We start from the raw sequence: 22,125 nt of genomic DNA, 5'->3' as shown, positions 1-22,125 counted from the left end.
GTCCCTTTCAGCCCTTGACGGCGCCGGACGTCAGGCCGGCCACGATCTTGCGTTGGAAGAGCAGGACGAGGATGACGACCGGGATGGTGACCACCACTGCGGCGGCCGCGATCGGCGCGGTCGGCTGAGAGAACTGCGAGGCGCCCTGGAAGAACGCCAGCGCCGCGGGCACCGGCCGGGCCGCCTCGCTGGAGGTCAGGGTGATGCCGAAGATGAAGTCGTTCCACACCGCGAAGAAGGTCAGGATCGCCGCGGTGAAGACACCGGGCGCGGCCAGCGGGACGATCACCCGGCGGAACGCCTGCCAGGCGGTGGCGCCGTCGACCTGCGCGGCCTGCTCCATCTCCCAGGGGATCTCCCGGAAGAACGCGGCTAGCACGTAGACCGCGAGCGGCAGCGAATAGGAGAGGTACGGGATGATCAGGCCGAGCCACGTGTCGTAGAGGCCGATGGTGCGCCACAGGTTGAACAGCGGCGTGGCGATCGCGATCACCGGGAAGACGGTGATCGCCAGGGCCACCCCGAGGACCGCGCGCTTGCCCGGGAACTCCAGGCGGGAGATGGCGTACGCGGCGAGCGTCGCCAGGATCACCGAGATCGTGGTGGCGATCAGCGCCATCCCGACCGAGTTGCGCAGCGCCGTGGTGAACAGGTCGGAGGCGAACACCGTACGGTAGTTCTCCCAGCTCCACACGGTCGGCAGGAACGAGTTGTTGGTGATGTCGTCACCCTCCTTGAAGGAGAGCGAGACGATCCAGAAGACCGGGATGATCGCGTACGCGATGACGAGCAGCGCCCCGACCACCCAAGCGATCTGGACCTGACGGCTGGCCTTCACTTGCGATCCCCCCTCGTCTGCGACAGGTCGGTCTTGAACACCTTGAGGAACAGGAACGCGATGAGGACGACGAGGATCGCGAGGATGACACTGACCGCCGAGCCGAGGCCGATCATGACCCGGCTGATCGTCTGCCGATAGGCCAGGAAGGACAGCGTCTCGGTGTTCTGCGCACCGGCGGTCATGATGAAGATGCTGTCGAAGATCCGGAACGCGTCCAGCGTGCGGAACAGCAGCGCCACCATGATGGCGGCCTTCATGTTCGGCAGGATGACCCGCTTGACGCGCTGCCACGCCTTGGCGCCGTCGACCTTCGCCGCTTCCAGGTAGTCGTCGGGGATCTGCGCCAGACCGGCGAGCAGCAGCAGCGACATGAACGGCGTGGTCTTCCAGATCTCCGCGACGCAGACCGCGAACAGGGCCGACCACGTGCCGCCGAACCAGTCGAACTCACCGAGCCCGAGCATCGGGTTGACGAAGCCGTACGTATTGCTGAAGGCGTAGGCCCAGGCGTACGCGGAGACCACGGTGATGATCCCGTACGGCACCAGGATGGCGGTCCGCAGCGGGGTACGCAGGTACAGCGCCCGGTGCATCACCATGGCCAGCGCGAACCCGAGCACCAGTTCCACCGCGACCGTGACGACGGTGATGAACGTGGTGATGCCGAACTGCTGCCAGAACAGCCCGTCGGTCAAGATCATGCCGTAGTTGCTCAGGCCGATGAACTCACGGCCGCTCGGGTCGGTCAGCCGGTAGTCGAACAGGGACAGCCAGATCGCGTTCAGGATCGGATAGCCGGTCACCGCCACCATGACGATGAACGCGGGCCCGGCCAGCAGCCAGCCCAGGTTGCGTTCGTGACGGGACCGGTCGGTGAGCCGGACCTTACGGCGGGCGGGTTTGGCGGACGGGGCGTCTTGCGAGGCCGCGGCCGCGGACGTCGTGATGCTCACAGCCCCTCCTAGATCAGTCGCCGGTTGGACAGGACGTCCTCGAGCAGCTGGTTCGCCTCTCGGGGAGTGGTCTGCGGGTTCAGGTCGTCCGGCGGGTGGAAGCCGGCCTGGATGGAACCGGTGACGTCGCCGTAGTACGGGCTGACCGGCCGCGGGGTCGCCTCGTTCATCCCGTCGCGGATCTGGTCGGCCATCGGGAACATCTCGCGGATCTCCGGATCGTTGAAGACCTCGCCGAGCGCCGCCGGGTTGCCCGCGCTGATCATGAATTCCTTCTGGCTCTGCGCAGTCCTGAGGCAGCGGATGGCCTCGACGGCAAGGTCCTGCTTGTCGCTGAACGCGCTGATCGACAGGCCCAGTCCGCCGGACGGCGCGGCGCTCGGCGTCCCCGCTTCGACTCGCGGGTACGCCGCCCAGCCGACATCGTCCTTGAAGTCCGGTGGCAGCGAGCCCTCTTCGATCGCGGTGTCGAAGGCCGCCCACACGTACGGCCAATTGACCATGAAACCGCCGTTGCCGGCCTGGAACGCGGCCCGCGAGTCCTCCTCGCCGGCGGTGGTGAAGCCGGCCGGCGCGGCCGGCGAGACGGCCAGATCGTGCATGATCTTCACCGCGGCGGCACCGGCCTCGCTGTCCAGCTCTCCCTGGACCTGATCAGCGGGTACGTTCTGTGAGCCCTCGGCCAGGATCGACCCGCCGGCCGAGGCGACCAGCGCGTTCACCCAGACCATCAGGCTCTCGTTGCGGCGGCCCTGGCCGGCCAGGGTGACCCCGGCCTTGGTCGCGCCCTGGATCAGCTGGTCCCAGGTGACCGGCCCGGCGGCCGGGTCGACGCCGGCCTTCTGCAGGACCGACTTCCGGTACCAGAGCAGTTGGGTGTTGCCGTACAGCGGCGCAGACCACATGGCGTCGCGGAACAGCGACTGCTCGAGCGGTCCCTTCAGGATCCCCTCGGAGAATTCCTGCCGCTCGGCGTCGGTGAACTGCCGCAGGAATCCAGCATTGGCGAACTCCGCCATGTAGGGCGGGTCGACGCTGACGATGTCCAGCGAGCGGTCCTCGGCAGCGAGCCGGCGCAGCAACTGCTCCCGGCCACCGGCCGCGGTGTTCGGGAGCCGCTGGATGTTGAAGTCGTAGGCCCCACCGGACTCGGCCGCGCACCGCTCGGCGACGTCCTGCTGCGGACCGTCGGCGATGAAGTAGCTCAGAGTCGTGGAACCGCCGTCGCCGCCACCACATCCGGTGAGCGCCGCGGCAAAGAGGGTAAGTGAGGTGACAGCCGCGGTGCGGATCCGTCGTCTGGGCACGGTGCCATCCCTTCGTCGATGAAGGCGGCGTACTGAAATCGCTTACAACAAATTCACACTCATGTGATCTAGATCTCATGTCAAGGCGATCCGCGTAGTCTGGAAAACAGCGTTCTCGAGTTGCGAATCTCGATCTGGAAGCGCTTCCAGATTGCTACCCTCGGGAGGTGCCGACGTCCGCGAAGGTCAACATGGCCGACGTCGCCCGGCGCGCAGGGGTGTCGATGGCGACGGCGTCACGCGCTCTCAGCGATCACCCGCACGTGGCCCCGGCGACGCGCGCCCGCGTGCTGGCCGCCGCCGAGCACCTGTCCTATGTGATCTCGCCGGAGGCCTCCCGGCTGGCCGGCGGCACCACCGGACGGGTCGCCGTCGTCGTCCCGCACATCTCCCGCTGGTTCTTCGCCTCCCTGCTCGAAGGCCTGGAGGCGGTGCTGCGCGAGGCCGACCTGGACGTCCTGCTCTACCACGTCGGCGACGCCGACGACCGGCGCGCGTTCTTCCAGCGACTCCCGGCCCGCCGCAAGGTCGACGCGGTCGTGGTGCTCGGCATGCCGGTCGCCGAACCGGAACGCGAACGCCTCGGCCTGATGGGCGTCCACATCGTCGCCGCCGGCGGCCAGGTGGAGAGCTACCCGTCAGTCTCCGTCGACGACCACGCCGCCGGCCGCCGCGCCGTCGACCACCTGATCTTCCTGGGCCACCGCCGGATCGGCATGATCGCCACCGAGGACCCCTCCGAGCCCGGCTGGCCGGCCATCCACGGCCGCACCCGCGCGTACCACGACGCCCTGACCGACGCCGGCATCCCGGTCGACCCCCGCCTGATCGTCGAGGTCCCCTGGGGCGGCGCCGCCGGCGCCGACGCGATGGCCCAGCTCCTCGGCCTGCGCGAGCCCCCGACCGCCGTCTACGCCCACTCCGACGAGGTGGCCCTCGGCGCCATCCGCACCCTGCGCCGGGCCGGCCTCAGCGTCCCCCGCGACGTCTCGGTCGCCGGCATCGACGACCACCCCCTCGCCGAACTCACCGACCTCACCACGGTCGCCCAGCCCGTCCGCGAACAGGGCGCCCTGGCCGGCCGCATGGTCCTGTCCCTGCTCAGCGGTTCGGACATCACCGCCGGCATCACCGTCGGAACCCGCCTGGTCATCCGCGGCTCGACCGGCCCGCCGCGCCGCCGGCCTTAGACCCTCACCGGTACGGGTCCGCATCGCCCTACCGGAGCCGACCCCGTCCCCGGAGTCCCCGCGAGCCAGGCGTTACACCGGGCCCCACCGCGACCGCCGGGCTCACCCTCCTGGTCACCCAGGCCAGCCGACGCTTCACTCCTGCCCTCCAGCGCCGCCCACCCTCCACCCGCAGCCACCCCGACCAGCGCCACCGACTCACTCCCACCCGCCAGCACCGCCCACCCTCCACCCACAGCCACCCTGAAACGTGCGCCACCGACGCTCACCGGACCCAGCCGTCGCTCAGACATGCAACAACCACCCCGAAACGTGCGCCACCGACGGCTCGCTCGAGCCAGCCGCCGCCCAGACACGCAACAACCGCCCTGAAACATGCGCCACCGACGGCTCGCTCGAGCCAGCCGCCGCCCAGACACGCAACAACCGCCCCGAAACATGCGCCACCGACGGCTCGCTCGAGCCAGCCGCCACCCAGACATGCAAAACCGCCCTGGAGCATGCGCCAGCGACGGCTCGCTCGAGCCAGCCGCCACCCAGACACGCAACAACCGCCCCGAAACATGCGCCACCGACGGCTCGCTCGAGCCAGCCGCCGCGCAGGCAGGTAATGCTGCCGTGCTCCGGGATACGAGCGCTGCCGACGGGCGTCGATCTTGGCTGGCTGGCTCCAAGGGCTGTTTCCAGCGCGTTGGGACAGCCCTGACGACCAGCCAGACCCACCTGGCTGGCGCTCAGTGCTGTCTCAACCGGCTCCAAACAGCCCTCACGGCCAGCCAGACCCACGTCGTCTTGCTTCCGTCGATCTTCGGAGATCTGCCACGCGTGTAGATATGCGAGGTCATTGCTGGCCCAAGATCGACATCGGTGGCGTTGGAGCCTTGGGGCGGACGGCGGACGGCGGACGGCGGGCGCGGACGGCGGGCGCGGACGGCGGACGGCGGGCGCGGACGGCGGACGCGGACGCGGACGGCGGAGGGCGGCGGGCGCGGGCGGCGGAGGGAGGAGGACGCGGGCGGCGGAGGGCGGCGGCTGGGCAGGGGCCGGCGCGGGGCAGGTTTGGGGAGAGGTTGTGGTGCGGGCGGTGGCTCGGTCGGGTGAGGGCTACGGGGTGGAGGGTGGGGCGGAAGAGCCGCGGATGCGCAGGGCTGGGCTTATGACGATGCGGTGGGCGGGGCGGCCGGGGTCGGCGAGGCGGTCGGCGACGAGGCGGACTGCGGCGCGGCCGATGGAGCGGCGCGGGGGGCGTACGGCGGTGAGGGGTGGGCTGGACATGCCGGCGACCTCGTCGTCGTAGGCGACGACGGACAGGTCGCCGGGGACGGTCAGGTGGCGTTCCTCGCAGCGCTGGACCAGGGCGATGGCCTCGGCGTCGGCATGCACCAGCAGGGCGGTCGTCCCGCCGGCCAGGGCCTGGTCGAGGACGGCGTCGAGGGCGGCCTGGCACGACGGCAGCCGGGCGTCGGGGACGCGGGCGTCGACCGTCGTGGCGGAGAGGCCGCAGTCGGTGACCGCTTCCTGCCAGCCTCGGCGTACGTGGGGTCCGGTCGGGCTGTTCTCGGCCAGCACCAGGCCGACCCGGCGGTGGCCGAGTGAGGCCAGGTGGCGCACGGCCATCGCGGCGCCCAGCGCGTGGTCGGTGACGACCGATTCCATGGCGGCGTGGTGCGGGCCGGCGGCGGCGGTGCGTTCCAGCAGGACGACCGGGATGCCGGTGCCGGCCAGCCAGTCGATCGTGGCCTGCGCTGTCGGGGCGTCCATCCGGGGGGCCACCACCAGGGCGTCCACCCCCTGCTGGTCCAGCAGCCGGGCCAGTTGCGGGCGGTCGTTCTCGGTCTCGTACGACGAACCCCGCAGAACCACCCGCATGTCCAGTTCCCGGGCGGCCTCCTCGGCCCCCTGTGCCACGTGCGGCCAGTAGTAGTCGAGCGACGGCACCAGCATGCCCAGCGACCGGCCGGGCGAGGGCTCCGGGACGTCGTCGGTGCTGGGCAGGGTGACCCCACCGTGCACGCGGCGGACCAGGCCTTCGGCGGCGAGCTGGGCGATGTCGCGGCGGATGGTGACGGCCGACGAGCCGAGCGTCTCGGTCAGGTCGGAGACCCGGAGCACCCCGTCGCGCTGCAGCACCTCGAGCAGCCGGGCCTGGCGGGCGGCCTGCAGGGGCCCGCGTTGTTCCGAAGTGCTCACCGGTGCTCCTCACACGTCAGTTCGAGACTACCGATCGGGCCGAGCGCCGTGACGTCGATGTCCAGCCTGGTCAGCCGGGGGCCCCAGACCTCGCGCAGCAGCGGGTCGCCGAGCTCGCGGATCACCAGCCCGGCGGGAACCGGCGGGTTCCAGGTGAGGCGCAGAACGCCGGCGACGTCCGCCCGGCCCGCGCCGAGCGTGACCGGCCCGGCGAGCAGCAGGTGCAGCACGGTCGGTTCGGGGTCGTCGGCCGGGTCCAGCAGCCAGGCGTCGCGCACGGTCACCCGGCCGGTGGCCCGGTCCAGCCGGGTGGTGCGCAGCCAGGAGCGCACATCGGTACGCGGGTACGCCCCGGCCAGGTCCAGCACCATCCCGTCGTCGCCGGCTCGCACGGACCGCGCCGCGTACTCCCGGCCGTGCCCCTGCAGGGTGCCCCGGATCGTCGGCACGTTGTGCCAGTCGCTGCGCATCGTCCAGATCCGGTAGCGGTCCGGCCCGAACGTCTGCGCGGTGTAGGTCGGCCGCCCCGCGTCGACCAGCACCGGCGCCCCGTCGACCGCGACCACCACGCTGCCCACGTCGTCGTGGTTGTGGTGCTCCCCGTTGTGCCCGCCCTTGACGGCGAGGGTCAGTCCGGCCGCGCTGCCCGCTTCGGGACGGGCCACCAGCACCTGTGTCGATGAGAGCCACACCTCTCGCGGCAGCGGGGCCGGGCCCGGTTCCGCGGCCAGCCACGCCGGGTCGGTCAGCGCCCGCAGCAGCCGGCCGAGGCCTTCGTTCTCGTGAGGTGGGCGGTGGTGCGCGGCCGCGTACGCCTCGGCGTCCCGGTCGCCGACGCGCCGGGCGGCGCGGTGCAGGGCGGCCCACGGCAGGTCCGGCGAGGGGCGGGCCGAGCTGTCCGCGTGGTTCAGGTGCCAGGGCCCGCCGAGGTGCATCCGGTGCGGGAAGGACACCGTCTGCCACAGCGGCCCGGCAGGCAGGTCACCCATCACACCCCTGGTTGCGTACGCCAGAACGTCCGCCGCCTCGAGCAGCCGGCAGGCGCCGTTCCACCAGTAGCCGTAGCCCTCATCGATCGCGCCGTCGGCGGGCAGCGCGTCCGCGTACCGATCCAGCCCTGCGACCGTCAGGTCGATCAGCGCCGTGCGCCGCGCCGCATCGGTTTCCAGCCGCAGCGCCGCGACCAGGACGTTGCCCTGGATCCACGGGCTCCAGTTGTGCACGTCGCCGTCGAGGCCGAGCCAATGCCAGTCACGCCGCGTGACGAACGGCGTCAGCACGCGGCGATCCACCTCGTAGCGGATCCGCTCGCGCAGGCCGGGCACCCGCGTGGCGAGCTGCTCGCCGAGCAGGTGGTCGATCCAGGCCAGTTGCGCGGCGACCTCGCCGGCGCCCAGGTCGAGGTAGGGGTCGGTGATGGTGGGCAGGACCGAGCCGTGCCGCCGGTACGTGTCGTCGTGCGCCGGCCAGCACCAGGTGCTCTGCTCGCAGAGCAGGGTCACGCCGTCGGCCACGTCGTCGATCCAGTCCTCACCGAGGGTGACGGCAGCCAGGACCGCCGCGCGGCTGAGCCGCTGCTGGCGGGCGAAGACCACCTGCTCGTACGCATCCCGGTCGCCGTCGCGGAAGTAGCGGGCGTAGCCGCTGGCGAGCGGGACCGGCCAGGGCGCGCGCCGGTCGGCTGCCGCCCGCTCCCGCAGCCCGGGCAGCTGCACGGCGGCCCAGACGCCGCGGTCCCGGGCCGGTGGAACCGGCAGGCAGTCCTCCGGCGGGCGCAGCAGCTCCGGCGTGAGTGGTGGCCAGGCAGCGGAGAGCGGACCGGACAGCACTCGAGCACCTCCCGCGATGATCGGATCTGATCGTATTAGATCGTTCGATTAGCGTCGGCACAAGCTGACCGTCGGTCCATATTGGCCTTCACGGAGGCATATGAGCAGGTGGAACCGGAAAGATTGCTTCTGATCGAACGGGTTCGGTCTTGGCATTGACATGATTGATTGTGAGCGTTTAACTTTCCCGAAACCGGAGCCGTTCACCACCCCTCGGAGCGTGACGCGTGCCCGACATCCCCCTGCAGAGCCGCGACGACTGGCTGCGGCTCGCCGACCGCCTCCTCATCGCCGCACGACAGCACGCCTCCCCCGGCCACGCCCGCATCACCCCACCGGGCCCGGCCGGCGGCTACGGCCACGACGTCGACGGCCTGGAGGGTTTCGCCCGCACGTTCCTGATCGCCGGCTTCCGCATCGCCGGTTCGCCCGGCGACACGGAGGCGCTCGCCGACTGGTATGCGACCGGCATCGCCACCGGCACCGACCCGGCCGCCCCCGACCGCTGGGTCCGCCTCGACGAGCATTCGCAGGCCAAGGTCGAGGCCGCCTCGCTGGCGCTGATCCTGGACCTGACCCGCCCCTGGATCTGGGACCGTCTCACCCCGTCCGTGCAGGAGCGGGTGGTGGACTACCTGGCGCCCGCGGTCGGCGACGACACCTATCCGCGGATCAACTGGGTCTGGTTCCGCCTGGTCGTGCAGACCTTCCTGCGCTCGGTCGGCGGTCCGCACTCGCTCACCGAGATGGCCGAGGACCTGGCCACGCACGACACGTTCCGGCGGGCCGGCGGCTGGCTGGCCGACGGTCCCGAGCGCGCCTACGACCACTACGCCGGCTGGGCGCTGCACCTCTACCCCACGCTGTGGGCGCGGATGGCCGGCGCCGCCGACCTGGCTGCCGCCCGACGCGACCAGGACGTCGCCGAGCTCGACCGATACCTGCAGGACGCCGTGGCGCTGATCGGCGCGGACGGGTCACCGCTGATCCAGGGCCGCAGCCTGATCTACCGCTTCGCCGCCGCGGCCCCGTTCTGGATCGGCGCCCTGGCCGGGGTGCCGTCGGTGCGGCCCGGCCTGCTGCGGCACGCGGCCACCCGGGTCGTCGGCCACTTCACCAGGAACGGCGTGCCCGACCACGACGGTCTGCTCAACCTCGGCTGGCATCACCGCTGGCCGAAGCTCGCCCAGTCCTACTCGGGTCCCGGCTCGCCGTACTGGGCCGGCAAGGGTCTGCTCGGCATCGCCCTGCCGGCCGGCCATCCGGTCTGGACCGCGCAACCCGAACCCCTGCCGGTCGAGGCCGGCGACACCCTGCGCGCTCTGCGCGCCCCCGGCTGGATCCTTTCCGGTACGCGTGACGACGGCATAGTCCGCGTCCTGAACCACGGCACCGACCACGCCGTCGAAGGTTCCACCAGCGCGGACTCCCCGCTCTACGCCCGCCTCGGCTACTCCACAGCGACCGCGCCGGTGCTCACCGAGCAGGGCTGGACCGAGCCGGCCGACATGTCGGTGACCCTGGTCGACGCCGACGGCCGCCGCACCCATCGCACCGGGATGCGCACGCTCACCATCCGGACCGACGACGACGGGACACCGGTCGGCGTGGCCGGTTCGACCGGGCCGGCCCGCTGGGTCGAGCCCGGCCCGCCGCAGCCCGACCACGGCGGCGGCCGCACCGGCGAGTCCCGGCAGGCCGGTCACCTCACCGTCCTCTCGCTGGTCCGCGGCCCCTGGGAGGTGCGGCTGGCCCGCGCCGACCGGGTCGGCCCGGCCGCGGTGACGCTCCGGTTCAGCGGCTGGCCCGTCGCGGGGGCAGGCCCGTCCACCGTGCTGCCCGGCGCGGTGACCGTCACCGGCGGACGGCTCACCTCCCGGCTGGTCACCGCCGACCAGGCCGGTGACCCGGCCGCCGGGCTGGAGACGTACTCCGGCGCCGGCCCGCTCGGCGATCCGGTCCGGGTGCCGTGGCTCGATCAGCCGGTCCGCCCCGGCGTGTGGACGGCCGTGCTGGCCGAGCTCACCGGCGGCGCCACCGGTCCCGGGCCGTGCCGGGCCGAGTTCAACGGGCGCGACGCCCTGGTCACCTGGCCTGACGGCGTCCGCACCCGCACCCGCATCGACACACCGCAGCCCGGGCCCGTCCCCCGGGCACTGATAACCAAGGAGTAGGGATGAAACGTTCGACAGCCGCCGCGACAGCGCTCCTTCTCGCCCTGGCCGGATGCAGCGGCGGGGACTCCGGCGACGACTCCGGTCCGGTCACGCTCACCCTGGCCGGCTGGAGTCTGGCCACCACTCCCGAGTTCCAGACCCTGGCCGACGGCTTCCGTGCGGTGAACCCGGACGTGACCATCGAGCTCAAGGAGTACGACGCCACCAACTACGACACCCAGATGATCGCGGACCTGGCGGCCGGCAAGGCGCCGGACATCTACGTGCAGAAGAACCTGAAGAACTTCTACACGTACCAGAACGGCAAGCAGCTGCTCGACGTCTCCGATGTGGCGGGCAAGCTGGGCAGCGGGGTGGGCGGGCTGTCCGCCTATCAGGTGGACGGGAAGACGTACGCGATCCCGTACCGGCAGGACTCGTGGGTGCTGTATTACAACAAGGCGCTGTTCTCCGAGGCCGGCGTGGCTGCTCCGGACGGGTCGTGGACCTGGGACGACTACGCGACCGCGGCCGAGGACCTGACCGGCAAGCTGAAGGCGTCCGGGTCGAAGGCGCTCGGGGCGTACCAGCATGTCTGGCAGTCCACCGCGCAGGGCTTCGCGCTGGCCCAGACCGCCGGTGCCGACCTGACGAGCGGCGACTTCGGCTATCTCAAGCCGTACTACGAGCGGTCGCTGGACCTGCAGAACGCCGGGGCGCAGGTCAAGTTCGGGGACGCCACCACGAACAGCCTCACCTACCAGGCCCAGTTCGGTAAGCAGCAGGCCGCCATGATGGTGATGGGCACGTGGTACATGGCGACGCTGCGCAGCCAGCAGGAGAAGGGCGACGCCGACAAGTTCGAGTGGGGCATCGCCCCGGCGCCGCAGCTCACCGAGGCGACCACCGGCAAGTCGGCGACGCCGGTGACGTTCGCCGACCCGACCGGGCTGGGGATCAACCCGAAGATCGCCGAGGGTGAGGTCGAGGCGGCCAAGCAGTTCCTGGCGTACGCGGCCGGGGCGGACGGGGCCAAGGCGCTCGCCGGGATCGGGATCACCCCGGCCGACTCGGCGGCGGTCACCGAGACGTTCTTCCAGCTGTCCGGCGTACCGACCGACGAGCTGTCGAAGTTCACCTTCGCCACGCACGACACCAAGCCGGAGAACCCGGTGTCGAAGTACACCGCCCCGCTGCAGAACATCCTCAACGACATGCACAGCGCGGTGCTCTCCGGCAGCAAGCCGGTGGACGCCGCGATCGCCGAGGCGCAGGACCGCGCGAAGAACGAGGTCCTGAGCAAGTGACGACGACGCTTGCAGCGGGCCGGCGACGCGGCCGGCCCGCCCTGCGCAACATCGCGGTGGGATGGAGCTTCCTGCTGCCGAACTTCGCCGGCTTCGCGATCCTCACGCTGATCCCGGTCGTGCTGCTGTTCTACTACGCCTTCACCGAGTGGAACGTCTTCGGCGGCAGCACCTGGAGCGGCCTGGCCAACTTCCGCCAGATGTGGGACGACACCAGCTTCTGGACCGCGCTGCGCAACACCTTCTACTACACCGCCTTCCACATCCCGCTGACGCTCACCGTCTCGCTGGGCCTGGCACTACTGCTCAACCGGAAGCTGCGCGGGGTGGCGTTCTTCCGGACGGTCGCGTTCTTCCCATACATCACGTCGATCGTGGCCATCGCGCAGATCTGGAACATGCTGTTCAGCCCGAGCTACGGGCCGGTCAACCAGCTGCTGCGGGCGATCGGCGTGGCGAACCCGCCGGGCTGGACCACCTCGGCGGACTGGTCGATGCCGGCCGTCATCGTGGTCGGCACCTGGCGCGAGATGGGCTACTACATGCTGCTCTTCCTGGCCGGGCTGCAGACCATCCCGGCGCAGCTGCACGAGGCCGCCAAGGTCGACGGGGCGAACGCCTGGCAGCGGTTCCGCGCGGTCACCCTGCCCGGGCTGCGGCCGACCACCTTCTTCATCACGGTGATGCTGACCATCGGCAGCTTCAAGGTCTTCGACCTGATCCTGGTGATGACCGACGGCGGGCCTGGTCAGTCCACCCTGGTGCTGTCGCAGTACATCTATCAGAAGGGCTTCGAGGAAAATCAGTTCGGGTACGCGTCCGCGCTGTCCATCGTGCTGTTCGCGATCTGCTTCCTGGTGACGATCGTGCAGTTCCTGGTCAACAAGAGCAGGGACTCGTGATGGTCCGGCGCATCCTGGGCTACCTCGTGCTCGGCATCGCGGCGGTCGCCGTCCTGCTGCCGTTCTACTGGATGGTCGTGTCGTCGCTGAAGACGAACAACGACGTCTTCACCGTCCCGGTCCAGTGGCTGCCCGCCGACCCGGTCTGGAGCAACTACGCCGACATCTGGAGCAAGTCGGGGATGACCACGTGGCTGGGCAACACCGTGCTGCTCTCCGCGGTGGTCACCCTGCTCCAGGTCTTCACCGGCAGCTTCGCGGCGTACGGGTTCGCCAAGGTCCATTTCCCCGGCCGGGACGTCCTGTTCCTCGCCTACATCGGCACGCTGGCCGTGCCCTGGCAGTCGTACATGATCCCGCAGTTCATCATGATGTCGAAACTGCAGCTCACCGACAGCCTGTGGTCGATCATCGCGTTGCAGGCGTTCGGGCCGCTCGGCGTCTTCCTGATGAAGCAGTTCTACGAGTCGGTCCCGGACGAGCTGGTCGACGCGGCCCGGATCGACGGGATGAGCGAGTACGGCATCTACCGGCGGATCATGCTGCCGCTCTCGGTGCCGGCCCTGGCCAGCCTCACCCTGATCACGCTGGTCGCCACCTGGAACGACTACCTCGGCCCGCTGCTCTACCTGCGCAGCCCGGACCTGTGGACGATCCAGCTCGGTCTCAAGTCGTTCATCAACCAGTACAACGCCGAGTACGCGCTGATCATGACGGGCTCGGTGCTCTCCGTCCTCCCGATCGTCGTGATCTTCCTGGCCGGGCAGCGGTACTTCGTCGAGGGCATCGCGACCACCGGACTGAAGGGCTGACATGCGGATCCGGTACGAGACACTCAGCGCCGTACTCGACACGGCGTACGTCACCCTGATGACCAACCTGCTGCTGGCCGGCGCCTGCCTGCCGCCGCTCGCGCTGCTGCTGACCACCGACCCGGCCCGGTCCTGGCCGCTGCTCGCCCTGCTAGCGCCGATGGGCGGACCTGCGCTCTGCGCGGTGTTCGCCGTGCTCGCGGCCTGGACCGACGACCGCACCACGACCGTGATCGCCACCTTCACCCGCGCCTGGCGGGCGACGTGGCGGCGCGCCACCGGGGTGACCGCGGCCGCCACTGCGCTGACCATCGTGCTCGCCGTCGACATCGCTGCATTCTGGGGCCGTCCGGCCGGCGCGGTGGCGATCCCGGTGCTCGCCGTGGCGATCCTGCTGGTCGCGGTCACCACCCTGCTCACCCTGGCGCTGCTGGTGGAACGCCCGCGGGTGCGGCTGCGCGACGCCGCCCGGGCCTGCGCCTACCTGGCGATCCGCCGCTGGTACCTGACCGCGCTGTCGCTCGCAGTCCTGACCGTGCTGCAGGCGCTGCTGATCAGCCGGCCCGCCATCGCGGTCGGGCTGGCCGCCGCGCCACTGCTCTACGTGGTCTGGGCGAACAGCCGGAACACCCTCCGTGCGATGGAAGGAACCGCATGACGGCTACCGAAGTCCATCTCCGCGCGGCTGCTGTGGCCGCCGCCCTGCGCATCGTGGACGCCCACCTCGCCGAGTTCGATGACCGCTACCCCGGGGACACCACGGAGCAGGGCAGATACCGGTTGCGGCCGCCGGACGGTGGCAACCGGGGATGGACGACGAGTTTCTGGCCGGGCATGCTGTGGCTCGCCCACGACCTGACCGGGGACGACCGGTACCGGCAGGCGGCCGAGGGGCACGTGGCGAGCTTCGCCGATCGGATCCGGCGCGGCGTCGACCTCGACACGCATGATCTGGGCTTCCTCTACACGTTGTCGTGCGTCGTCCCGTACCGCCGCTCCGGAGATCATGAAGCGGGCCGGACCGCGCTGGCCGCGGCCGACCATCTGCTCGCTCGCGTGCTCGAACCAGCCGGGATCATCCAGGCCTGGGGTGATCTGAGCGATCCGCGGCAGCGGGGGCGCACCATCATCGACAGTCTGATGAACACGCCGCTGCTGTTCTGGGCGAGCGAGACCACCGGCGACCCGCGGTATGCGTCCGTGGCCCGCCGGCACACCGCCCAGCTGCGCGATCACATCCTGCGGCCGGACGGCACCACGTTCCACACGTTCTACTGGGATCCGGACACCGGCTCACCGCTGCGCGGCGAGACCGAGCAGGGCAACCACGACGACTCCTGCTGGGCCCGGGGTCAGGCCTGGGGGGTGTACGGGTTCGTCCGCAATTTCCGGCACACCGGTGACGAGTCGTTCCTGACGGCCGCGCGCCGCTGCGCCGACTACTTCCTCCGGCACCTGCCGCAGGATCGCGTCGCCTACTGGGACCTGGAGTTCACCGACGGCAGCGCCGAGGAGCGGGACAGCTCGGCGGCGGCCATCGCGGTGTGCGGGCTGCTCGAGCTCGCCGACCAGGTCGGATCCGAGCAGTACCGGACGGCGGCCGGCGACATCCTCGACTCGCTGATCGCCGGGTACACCGGCGAGCACGCGCTGCTGCTGCACGGCGTCTACGACAAGCCCAAAGGGGTCGGGGTGGATGAGGGGACGCTCTGGGGCGACTACTTCTACCTCGAAGCCCTCACCCGACTGACCGTTCCCGGCTGGATCTCCCCCTGGTGAAAGGCACTGCTATGGATTACCGCTACCACTGCTACATCCCGGCGCACGACGGCCGCAACGAGCTGCCGTTCAACCCGTGCACGCTGCTCGACTTCACGCTGCTGCGGCTCTCGGCCGGCGACTCCTGGTCGGGTTCGTCCGGCGACCGGGAGATCCTGGCGGTCGTGCTCGGCGGGACGGCGTCCTTCCAGGTCGGCGGGGAGAAGTTCGACGGTGTCGGCGGGCGGGCCGACGTGTTCTCCGGCAGACCGCACTCGGTCTACATCCCGGCCGGCGTCGACTTCTCGGTGCAGGCCACCGGCGGGCCGGTCGAGATCGCGCTGCCCAGCGCGCCGAGCGACTTGGCCACCGCGCCGTACGTGATCGCACCGGAGCGGGTGGCCACCGGGCGGTGGGGGGCGGCGAACTTCGGGCGTACCTATCACCAGATCCTCACCGAGATCGCCCAGCCGGACCTGCCCGCCCGGCGGCTGATCGTCGGCGAGACCTACACCCCGTCCGGCAACTGGAGCACCTATCCGCCGCACCGCCACAAGACCGACAACCTGCCGGCCGAGGCCGCCCACGAGGAGATGTACTACTTCCGGGTCGCGCCGGCCGGCGGCTTCGGCATCTGCCGGATGTACACCGACGAGGGCTACGAGGAGAACTTCACGGTCCGCGACCACGGCATGCACATGATGCCGTCGGGCTACCACACCGTGGTCAGCGCACCCGGCTACACCACGTACTACCTGTGGTTCCTGGCCGGCGAGCAGCGCACCCAGGGCGCCCACGAGGACACCGACCTGGCCTGGGTCGGCAAGAGCGTGCCAACGCTGCGCGGCCTCGGCCTGTGATCTTTGGACGACGGCTGACTGGCCCGCTGAATCACGCCGCTTGGCGGGGCTCGAAACCGACCTTCAGACTGACGCCCAGCGCCAACGCCAGACGCTCCAGAACTGCCAGGGTCGGCACCGTCCCACCAGCCTCGAAGCGGGCCACGGCCGACTGCGTCATTCCCGCCGCTTTCGCCAACTGTGTTTGGCTCCAGCCCTGGCGCTCGCGCAACTCCCGCACGGACCTGCCGAGCTCGAACGCAAGGCGGGCCGCCTCGTATGCCTCCTCGGCTCCCGGTTCCTCCATCCGGCGGTCCCGCATCTCGGCCCAGCGACTGCTGTCTCCCATGGCCTACTCCTCGTCCTCGACTCGATGTACCTCGTCGATGCACCGCGCCAACGCCCGACGTGCCCGGTCAATCTCGCGCTCGTCGTGCATCCGCGTCTTGCGAAAGACTGTCAACAGGATGATTCTCCTGTCCGGCCCGATCCAGTAGGTGACTCTGAAAGCCTGGCGGCCCAGGTAGAACCGCAACTCGCGAAGCTTCCGGTCGAGCTGCTTCGTATGGGGCTCACCGAGTAGGGGGCCCTGGTCGGCTAGCAGGTCGATGTAGAAGGCGGCACGAGCGAACAGCGCTGTCGGTAAGCTCTCCAGCCATTTCTCCACCTCCGGCTCAAGTTCCACCGTCCCCCAGGCCATAGCAAAGATGCTATACCCGCGACGCAGACCTATGGGAAGACGATGGTGTGGTTGCCGTGCCGGATGACGCGGTCCTCGGCGTGCCAGAGGACTGCGCGGGAGAGCACCGCGCGTTCCACGTCGGCGCCGCGTCGCTGCAGCTCGGTGACGGTGTGGGCGTGGCTCACGCGTACCACGTCCTGTTCGATGATCGGGCCCTCGTCCAGGTCCTCGGTGACGTAGTGGGCGGTGGCCCCGATCAGCTTGACGCCGCGCTGCTTGGCCTTGGCATAGGGCCCGGCGCCGATGAAGGCCGGCAGGAAGCTGTGGTGGATGTTGATGATCGGTACGCCCACCCGCTCGATGAAGTCCCCGCTCAGGATCTGCATGTACCGGGCCAGCACGATGAAGTCCACGTTGCCCGCCAGCAGCCGCAGGTGCTGCGCTTCGGCGGCGGACTTGTCCGGCCCGGCCGGCGACGGCACGTGGAAGAACGGGATGCCGAACGAGCGCACCTCGTCCGCGCTGTCCGCGTGGTTGGAGATCACCATGGCCACGTTGATCGGCAGCTCGCCGCGCCGGTGCCGCCACAGCAGGTCGAGCAGGCAGTGGTCGGCCTTCGAGGCGAAGATCGCCACCCGCTTCGGCACCGACAGATCGCGCAGCGTGTACTCCAGCTCGAACCCGTCGGCCAGCTGGTCCCGCAGGTCCTGCTCGATCTGCGGGAGCGCCGCCTTCAGACCGGGCTTGCCGAAGACCGTGCGCTGGAAGAACGCCCCGCCGTGCGGATTGTCCGAGTGCTGATCCAGCGACACGATGTTCGCCTCGTGCCGGCCGAGCACCGCGCTGACCGCCGCCACGATTCCGGTCCGGTCCCGGCCGTGCACGATGAGCACGGCCTGGTCGGTGCTGAGCTCGGCGGCGGCGCGGGGAGCAGGGGCCTGCTGGGTCAGGGTCACGTGCGGGCGTCCTTCCTGAAGTTCTCGCCGATGATCCTTACCGGCGAGCATGCAGGTTAGTCGGCCGGGCCGCCCCGTTCCCACAAGATTGATCATCACAGTGCCCCCGGGCAGCCCGGGGGCACTGTGATGATCACGACTCCTCGGGCTGCGGAACCTCGCGCAGGTGCCGGTTGTGCCGCGGCTCCTGCTTGGTCTTCGCGTCGTTCAGGCGGCGGCGCAGGTCGTCGCGGCAGTCCATCACGGCGGCGTGCAGGTCCTCCTCGCTGGAGGTGGTGACGACCTTGTCGCGGCCGCCGATCCAGCACTCGAGGGTGACCTTCTGACCGCGGGCGCCGCGGTCCTTCACCGAGATCTCCAACTCGGTGGCGTCAGCGTGGAACGCGGCGAGCCGGGCGTCCAGGGTGGCGCACTGCTCGGCGATCCAGGCACGGTCGCCCTGCGAGAAACCGGCGCCCACCCGCAGGCAGTCCTGGACGGTTGCGGGATTGGCGACAGCACTCATGAGACCTCCTCGATCCGGCGAACGGGACGACAGAGATGTACCCAGCAGATCATCTTCGAATCAGGTGAAGTCCGGCATCGTGCGGGGGCATCGGATCCGGCACGGGGGCCAGGCCGAGCAGGGCGGCGGCGGCCTGGGCGGTGCGCCAGGCCGCACGTCCGTCACCGTACGGGTTGACGCCGGCGACCATGGCATCCCGCCGGCTCCGGTCGTCGAGCAACGCGGAGGCCACCTTGACGATCGCCGCGGTGTCCGAGCCGACCAGTTCGGCGCAGCCGGCGTCCAGCGACTCGACGCGTTCGGTCACGTCCCGCAGGACCAGGACCGGCACCCCGTACGACGGGGCCTCCTCCTGGATCCCGCCGGAGTCGGTGAGCACCAGATAGGCCTCGGCGAGCAGGCGGGTCAGCTCCGGGTACGGCAGCGGGCCGGTGACCGTCACCCGTTCCACCCCGGCGAGGGCGGCGTCGACCTGGGCACGAACCGCCGGATTCGGGTGGCTCGGCAGGACCACCTCGACGTCCGGATACCGGGCGATCAACTGTTTGACCGCCGCGAGGATCCGGTCCAGCGGCTCACCCCACGACTCGCGCCGGTGGGCGGTCACCAGGATCAGGCGCCGGCCCCCGGTCCGCGGCGTCACTGTCCGGCGCGCGGCCATCGCCGCCGCGGCGTCCACCACGGTGTTCCCGGTGATCAGCACGTCGGCCGGGGCGACGTTGTCGCCGACCAGGTTCAGTGCGGCCAGCGGGGTCGGCGCCAGGTGCAGGGCGGCGAGCCGGGTGACCAGCCGCCGGTTGGCCTCCTCCGGGAACGGCGAGGCCGGGTCACCGGAGCGCAGGCCGGCCTCCAGGTGCACCACCGGGATGCGGCGCCAGAACGCGGCGAGCGCGCCGGCCAGGCTCGTGGTGGTGTCCCCCTGGACGATCACAGCGGCCGGGGCACGGGTCTCCCACAGCTCGTCGAGCCCGCGCACCATCTCGGCGAGCAGTTCCGCCTGCCGGCCGGTGCTCCGGTCGAAGTGGAGCGTACGGTCCGGCGCCAGGCCGAAGGCGGCGAGCGCCTGGGCGACCATGGCCGGGTGCTGACCGCTGGCCACCACGACCGGGGTGAGCAGCCGTTGCTCGCGCATCGCCAGCACGACGGGCGCCAGTTTGACGGCTTCGGGGCGGGTGCCTCCGATCAGGTGGACTTCGGGACGCGACACGTTCTCTTCTCCACAGCTCCGGGTGTCTCGGTGGCGAGAGAAGCGCACGGCTGTGCCCCACCGGCGCCGGGCCGGCGGTGGTTCCTCCCCCGTCGCGATCAAGCTACTGGCTGGTCGCAAGGCATTTAGGCTCGCGGAGGCCGTTCGATCAGCATTAAGACAGGAGACTTTCCGGATTCCGGTGATCGTGAAAAGCTCTCGCGATGCGCAAGATCGCCAACCGGATCGACGCGGGGGTCAGTTGGCTCGTCGAGTCGGGTGTGCAGCACCCCGACGGTGGCTTCGCCGCCTGGTACGACACCGAACGCCATGACCACCCGTACCTGTACGCCGAGATCACCGGCTACCTCACCACACTGTTCTGCCAGGTGTACGCCCGTACCGGCGACCCCCGGCACCGGGCCGCCGCGGTCGCCGCCGGTGACTGGCTGGAGCGGACCGCGGACGGGCCCACCGGAGCCTTCCGGTGCCTGGTCCCCCTGCACGACGGCCCCTTCGCCGCCAAGAAGGACCTGGTGTACGCCTTCGACACCGGCGTCATCGTGAACGGGCTCGCCAACCTCTACCGGATCACCGGTGACGATCGTCACCTCAAGACCGCGGTACGCGCCGCGGACTGGCTGACCGGCACGGCGCAGCGGCCCGACGGCGCGTTCCGCCCGATCTGGGACGCCGCGACCGGGACGTTCGCCCCGGAGGCCGACGACTGGTCGTGGCAGCCCGGCGGCTACCACACCAAGGTGGCCCTCGGCCTGGCCAACCTCGCCGAGCTGACCGGCCGGGCCGACTACCGGGACGCCGCGATCCGGGCCTGCGAGTACGCCTGCGCGATCCAGGCCGGCGACGGATCGATCGGGCACCCGGACGGGATCCACGTGCACCCGCACGAGTACGCCGCCGAAGGGCTCTGGGCCGTCGGCCTGCTCCTCGACCGGCCGGACTTCGTCGCCGCCTCCCGCCGCGCCACCGAGTGGCTGCTCAGCCTGCAACGTGAGGACGGCACGGTTCCCCGCTTCGTCCGGGCGGGCACACCGGTTCATGCGGAGCGGGTGGACGTACAGGCTCAGGCTCTTCGTCTGGCGAGCCTGCACGGCCTGCCGGGCCGGCTGGCCGAACTGACCGCGCACGTCGCCGGGCAGCAGGCCGAGACCGACGACGTGCGCAGCCGGGGCGGATGGTGGTTCGGGCGGCTCAGTGACGGCGAGCCGGTTCCGCACGTCAACGTGTGGGTGACCGCCTTCGCCGTCCAGGCCCTCGATCTCCGCGACGGCGGCACCCTCGAGCCGAGGTTCCTGGTATGAGCGACACGACTCTGCACGCGGTCTTCCTCGGCGCCGGGCCGGCCGGCACCGGGCCGCTGGTCAACGCGGAACAGCGGGGACTGCTGCCCCGCCTGCTGGACGCCGGTGTGGCCGTGGTCGACCAGGGCGACCGGATGGGACCCGGGACGATCGGCCGGCACCTGATCAACTCGGACACCGCCGGCGGCACGTTTCTGGAGTGCCTCGCCGCGGAAGGCGACCTGTTCGCGCCGGTCACCGACAGCGAGCCGTACCGGCGGCTCGAGCAGTACCGGCAGTCCGCGGCGCCGCTGCCGGTCGTCAGCGACTTCCTGGCCGAGATCGGCGCGGCCCTGCGCGGCGCGGTCGACGCCCATCCGGTCAGCCGGTTCCTCCCCCGGACCCGGGCCATGTCGATCCGCCGCACGGCCGACGGTGGTTTCGCGACCACGCTGGCCAGTGGGGACGACATCGTCGAGCTGCGGTCTCGGTACGTGATCAGCGCGCTCGGCGGTCATCAGGACGCCGAGCGGGCCCTGACCGATCCGATCGTTCCCGGGGTTCGCCTCGCCGACGGGTACGCGGAGCGCGTCGTGCGTACCGAGCAGGTGCTGACCGCCGGCGGCCCGGACCTGCTCGGTGACATGCTCACCGCGGCCGGCCACCACCGGGTGGTGATCGTCGGCGGCTCGCACAGCGCCTTCTCCGCGGCCTGGGTGCTGCTCAACCAGGTGGGCGGCGAGTTCGGTCCGGGCGACATCACCATCCTGCACCGCCGGCCGCCGCGGATCTTCTACCCGACCGCGGAGGACGCTCACGCCGAGGGCTACACCGAGTTCGGGCCCGACGACCTGTGCCCGCTCACCCAGCGGGTGTACCGGCTCGCCGGCCTGCGCTGGGACTCCCGGGACCTGCTGCGCGGGATCCGGTCGGGGGCCGAGGAGCGGGTCCGGCTCGTGCCGCTCGACCCGGCGGTCGACGACGGTGTCACGACCCTGCTCAAGGAGGCGGCGGTCATCATCCCGGCGTTCGGCTACCGGCCGGTGACCGTCCCGGTCTTCGACGAGGACGGTCGCCCGGTGCCACTGCACGGCACCGGGCCGGGAACGCCGCCGCTGGTCGACACCCGATGCCGGGTGCTCGACGCGGACGGCGAACCGGTGCCCGGGCTGTTCGGCATCGGCCTGGCGTCCGGGTTCATGCTGGACGGTCCGCTGGGGGGTGAGCCGAGTTTCCGCGGCCAGACCAACGGGCTCTGGCTCTACCAGAACGGCATCGGCGAGCGGATCCTGGACCAGCTTCTGGCCACGGCCTGACGCCTCGTCCAAGCGACTGCGGCCGCTTCCAGGCGGCCGCGGTCGGTTCTCAGTCGGCCGCGGTCGGTTTTGGCCGACCGCGGTCGCTATTGGGC

Annotated in this window: 20 protein-coding genes; 10 read left to right on the top strand and 10 right to left on the bottom strand. The window is 70.8% G+C overall.

What is annotated here, in order from left to right; all coding sequences use genetic code 11:
• Positions 1 to 7: 7 nt before the first annotated feature.
• The 3 genes from OHA21_RS51155 to OHA21_RS51145 are packed head-to-tail and all read right to left on the bottom strand — an operon-like array spanning position 8 to position 3,101.
• Positions 8 to 838 carry a carbohydrate ABC transporter permease gene (locus tag OHA21_RS51155; RefSeq protein WP_328468207.1) on the bottom strand — a complete coding sequence of 277 codons (831 nt, stop codon included), beginning with the start codon at positions 836 to 838 and terminating at the stop codon, positions 8 to 10.
• Complete coding sequence (locus OHA21_RS51150) at positions 835 to 1,794, bottom strand: carbohydrate ABC transporter permease (protein WP_328468205.1); 960 nt, start codon at positions 1,792 to 1,794, stop codon at positions 835 to 837. The genes OHA21_RS51155 and OHA21_RS51150 overlap by 4 nt, the downstream gene beginning before the upstream one ends.
• Before the next feature lie 8 nt (positions 1,795 to 1,802).
• The gene (locus OHA21_RS51145) at positions 1,803 to 3,101 is read right to left on the bottom strand and encodes an extracellular solute-binding protein (RefSeq protein ID WP_328468203.1); all 1,299 of its coding nucleotides are present in this window, start codon (positions 3,099 to 3,101) and stop codon (positions 1,803 to 1,805) included.
• Between the two features lie 167 nt (positions 3,102 to 3,268).
• Between OHA21_RS51145 and OHA21_RS51140 the strand changes: the two genes are divergently transcribed.
• Positions 3,269 to 4,291 (top strand): LacI family DNA-binding transcriptional regulator, encoded by a 1,023-nt coding sequence (locus OHA21_RS51140; RefSeq protein ID WP_328468201.1) that lies wholly within the window; start codon positions 3,269 to 3,271, stop codon positions 4,289 to 4,291.
• A gap of 1,104 nt (positions 4,292 to 5,395) precedes the next feature.
• On the opposite strand, the gene OHA21_RS51135 is transcribed toward OHA21_RS51140, so the two are convergent.
• Both OHA21_RS51135 and OHA21_RS51130 read right to left on the bottom strand, forming a co-directional pair.
• Positions 5,396 to 6,481 carry a substrate-binding domain-containing protein gene (locus OHA21_RS51135; protein WP_328468199.1) on the bottom strand — a complete coding sequence of 362 codons (1,086 nt, stop codon included), beginning with the start codon at positions 6,479 to 6,481 and terminating at the stop codon, positions 5,396 to 5,398.
• Positions 6,478 to 8,310, bottom strand: a complete 1,833-nt coding sequence (locus OHA21_RS51130) for a heparinase II/III family protein (RefSeq protein WP_328468197.1) — start codon at positions 8,308 to 8,310, stop codon at positions 6,478 to 6,480. Before OHA21_RS51130 ends, OHA21_RS51135 begins: the two co-directional genes overlap by 4 nt.
• Positions 8,311 to 8,537: 227 nt before the next feature.
• Here OHA21_RS51130 and OHA21_RS51125 point away from each other — a divergent pair, with 227 nt between their 5' ends.
• Genes OHA21_RS51125 through iolB form a run of 7 tightly spaced genes read left to right on the top strand, consistent with a single transcriptional unit; the run spans position 8,538 to position 16,105 of the window.
• A complete protein-coding gene (locus OHA21_RS51125; RefSeq protein WP_328468195.1) occupies positions 8,538 to 10,484 on the top strand; it encodes a DUF2264 domain-containing protein in 1,947 nt (648 codons plus the stop codon).
• A gap of 2 nt (positions 10,485 to 10,486) precedes the next feature.
• Positions 10,487 to 11,773 carry an extracellular solute-binding protein gene (locus OHA21_RS51120; protein WP_328468193.1) on the top strand — a complete coding sequence of 429 codons (1,287 nt, stop codon included), beginning with the start codon at positions 10,487 to 10,489 and terminating at the stop codon, positions 11,771 to 11,773.
• Entirely contained in the window at positions 11,770 to 12,675 is a 906-nt protein-coding gene (locus OHA21_RS51115; RefSeq protein ID WP_328468191.1) for a carbohydrate ABC transporter permease, read from the top strand. The genes OHA21_RS51120 and OHA21_RS51115 overlap by 4 nt, the downstream gene beginning before the upstream one ends.
• Positions 12,675 to 13,487: a carbohydrate ABC transporter permease gene (locus OHA21_RS51110; RefSeq protein WP_328468189.1), complete on the top strand. Its 813-nt coding sequence runs from the start codon at positions 12,675 to 12,677 to the stop codon at positions 13,485 to 13,487. Before OHA21_RS51115 ends, OHA21_RS51110 begins: the two co-directional genes overlap by 1 nt.
• A 1-nt stretch (position 13,488) precedes the next feature.
• Positions 13,489 to 14,145 carry a DUF624 domain-containing protein gene (locus tag OHA21_RS51105; protein WP_328468187.1) on the top strand — a complete coding sequence of 219 codons (657 nt, stop codon included), beginning with the start codon at positions 13,489 to 13,491 and terminating at the stop codon, positions 14,143 to 14,145.
• On the top strand, positions 14,142 to 15,266 hold the full coding sequence (locus tag OHA21_RS51100) for a glycoside hydrolase family 88 protein (RefSeq protein ID WP_328468185.1): 1,125 nt from the start codon (positions 14,142 to 14,144) through the stop codon (positions 15,264 to 15,266). The genes OHA21_RS51105 and OHA21_RS51100 overlap by 4 nt, the downstream gene beginning before the upstream one ends.
• An 11-nt stretch (positions 15,267 to 15,277) precedes the next feature.
• Entirely contained in the window at positions 15,278 to 16,105 is an 828-nt protein-coding gene (iolB, locus tag OHA21_RS51095) for a 5-deoxy-glucuronate isomerase (protein WP_328468183.1), read from the top strand.
• Between the two features lie 31 nt (positions 16,106 to 16,136).
• Here the strand turns inward: iolB and OHA21_RS51090 are convergent, their stop codons facing one another.
• The 5 genes from OHA21_RS51090 to wecB all read right to left on the bottom strand — a co-directional run bounded on the left by OHA21_RS51090 (position 16,137) and on the right by wecB (position 19,434).
• Positions 16,137 to 16,433 (bottom strand): helix-turn-helix domain-containing protein, encoded by a 297-nt coding sequence (locus tag OHA21_RS51090; RefSeq protein WP_328468182.1) that lies wholly within the window; start codon positions 16,431 to 16,433, stop codon positions 16,137 to 16,139.
• 3 nt (positions 16,434 to 16,436) lie between these two features.
• Positions 16,437 to 16,784, bottom strand: a complete 348-nt coding sequence (locus OHA21_RS51085) for a type II toxin-antitoxin system RelE/ParE family toxin (RefSeq protein ID WP_328468181.1) — start codon at positions 16,782 to 16,784, stop codon at positions 16,437 to 16,439.
• A gap of 29 nt (positions 16,785 to 16,813) precedes the next feature.
• Positions 16,814 to 17,722 carry a formyltetrahydrofolate deformylase gene (gene purU, locus OHA21_RS51080; protein ID WP_442875052.1) on the bottom strand — a complete coding sequence of 303 codons (909 nt, stop codon included), beginning with the start codon at positions 17,720 to 17,722 and terminating at the stop codon, positions 16,814 to 16,816.
• A gap of 133 nt (positions 17,723 to 17,855) precedes the next feature.
• Positions 17,856 to 18,227, bottom strand: coding sequence for an HPF/RaiA family ribosome-associated protein (locus OHA21_RS51075; RefSeq protein ID WP_328468179.1), 372 nt, complete (start codon positions 18,225 to 18,227; stop codon positions 17,856 to 17,858).
• A gap of 49 nt (positions 18,228 to 18,276) precedes the next feature.
• Complete coding sequence (gene wecB, locus OHA21_RS51070; protein ID WP_328468177.1) at positions 18,277 to 19,434, bottom strand: non-hydrolyzing UDP-N-acetylglucosamine 2-epimerase; 1,158 nt, start codon at positions 19,432 to 19,434, stop codon at positions 18,277 to 18,279.
• Between the two features lie 203 nt (positions 19,435 to 19,637).
• On the opposite strand from wecB, the gene OHA21_RS51065 reads away from it, so the two are divergent.
• Both OHA21_RS51065 and OHA21_RS51060 read left to right on the top strand, forming a co-directional pair.
• A complete protein-coding gene (locus tag OHA21_RS51065; RefSeq protein WP_328468175.1) occupies positions 19,638 to 20,735 on the top strand; it encodes a prenyltransferase/squalene oxidase repeat-containing protein in 1,098 nt (365 codons plus the stop codon).
• Positions 20,732 to 22,030 (top strand): hypothetical protein, encoded by a 1,299-nt coding sequence (locus OHA21_RS51060; RefSeq protein ID WP_328468173.1) that lies wholly within the window; start codon positions 20,732 to 20,734, stop codon positions 22,028 to 22,030. The genes OHA21_RS51065 and OHA21_RS51060 overlap by 4 nt, the downstream gene beginning before the upstream one ends.
• Positions 22,031 to 22,125 lie beyond the last annotated feature (95 nt).

Source organism: Actinoplanes sp. NBC_00393 (assembly GCF_036053395.1).
Taxonomy (GTDB): Bacteria; Actinomycetota; Actinomycetes; order Mycobacteriales; family Micromonosporaceae; genus Actinoplanes.
Note: the sequence above shows the minus strand (reverse complement) of the source record. Positions and strands in the feature narration are given on the sequence as shown.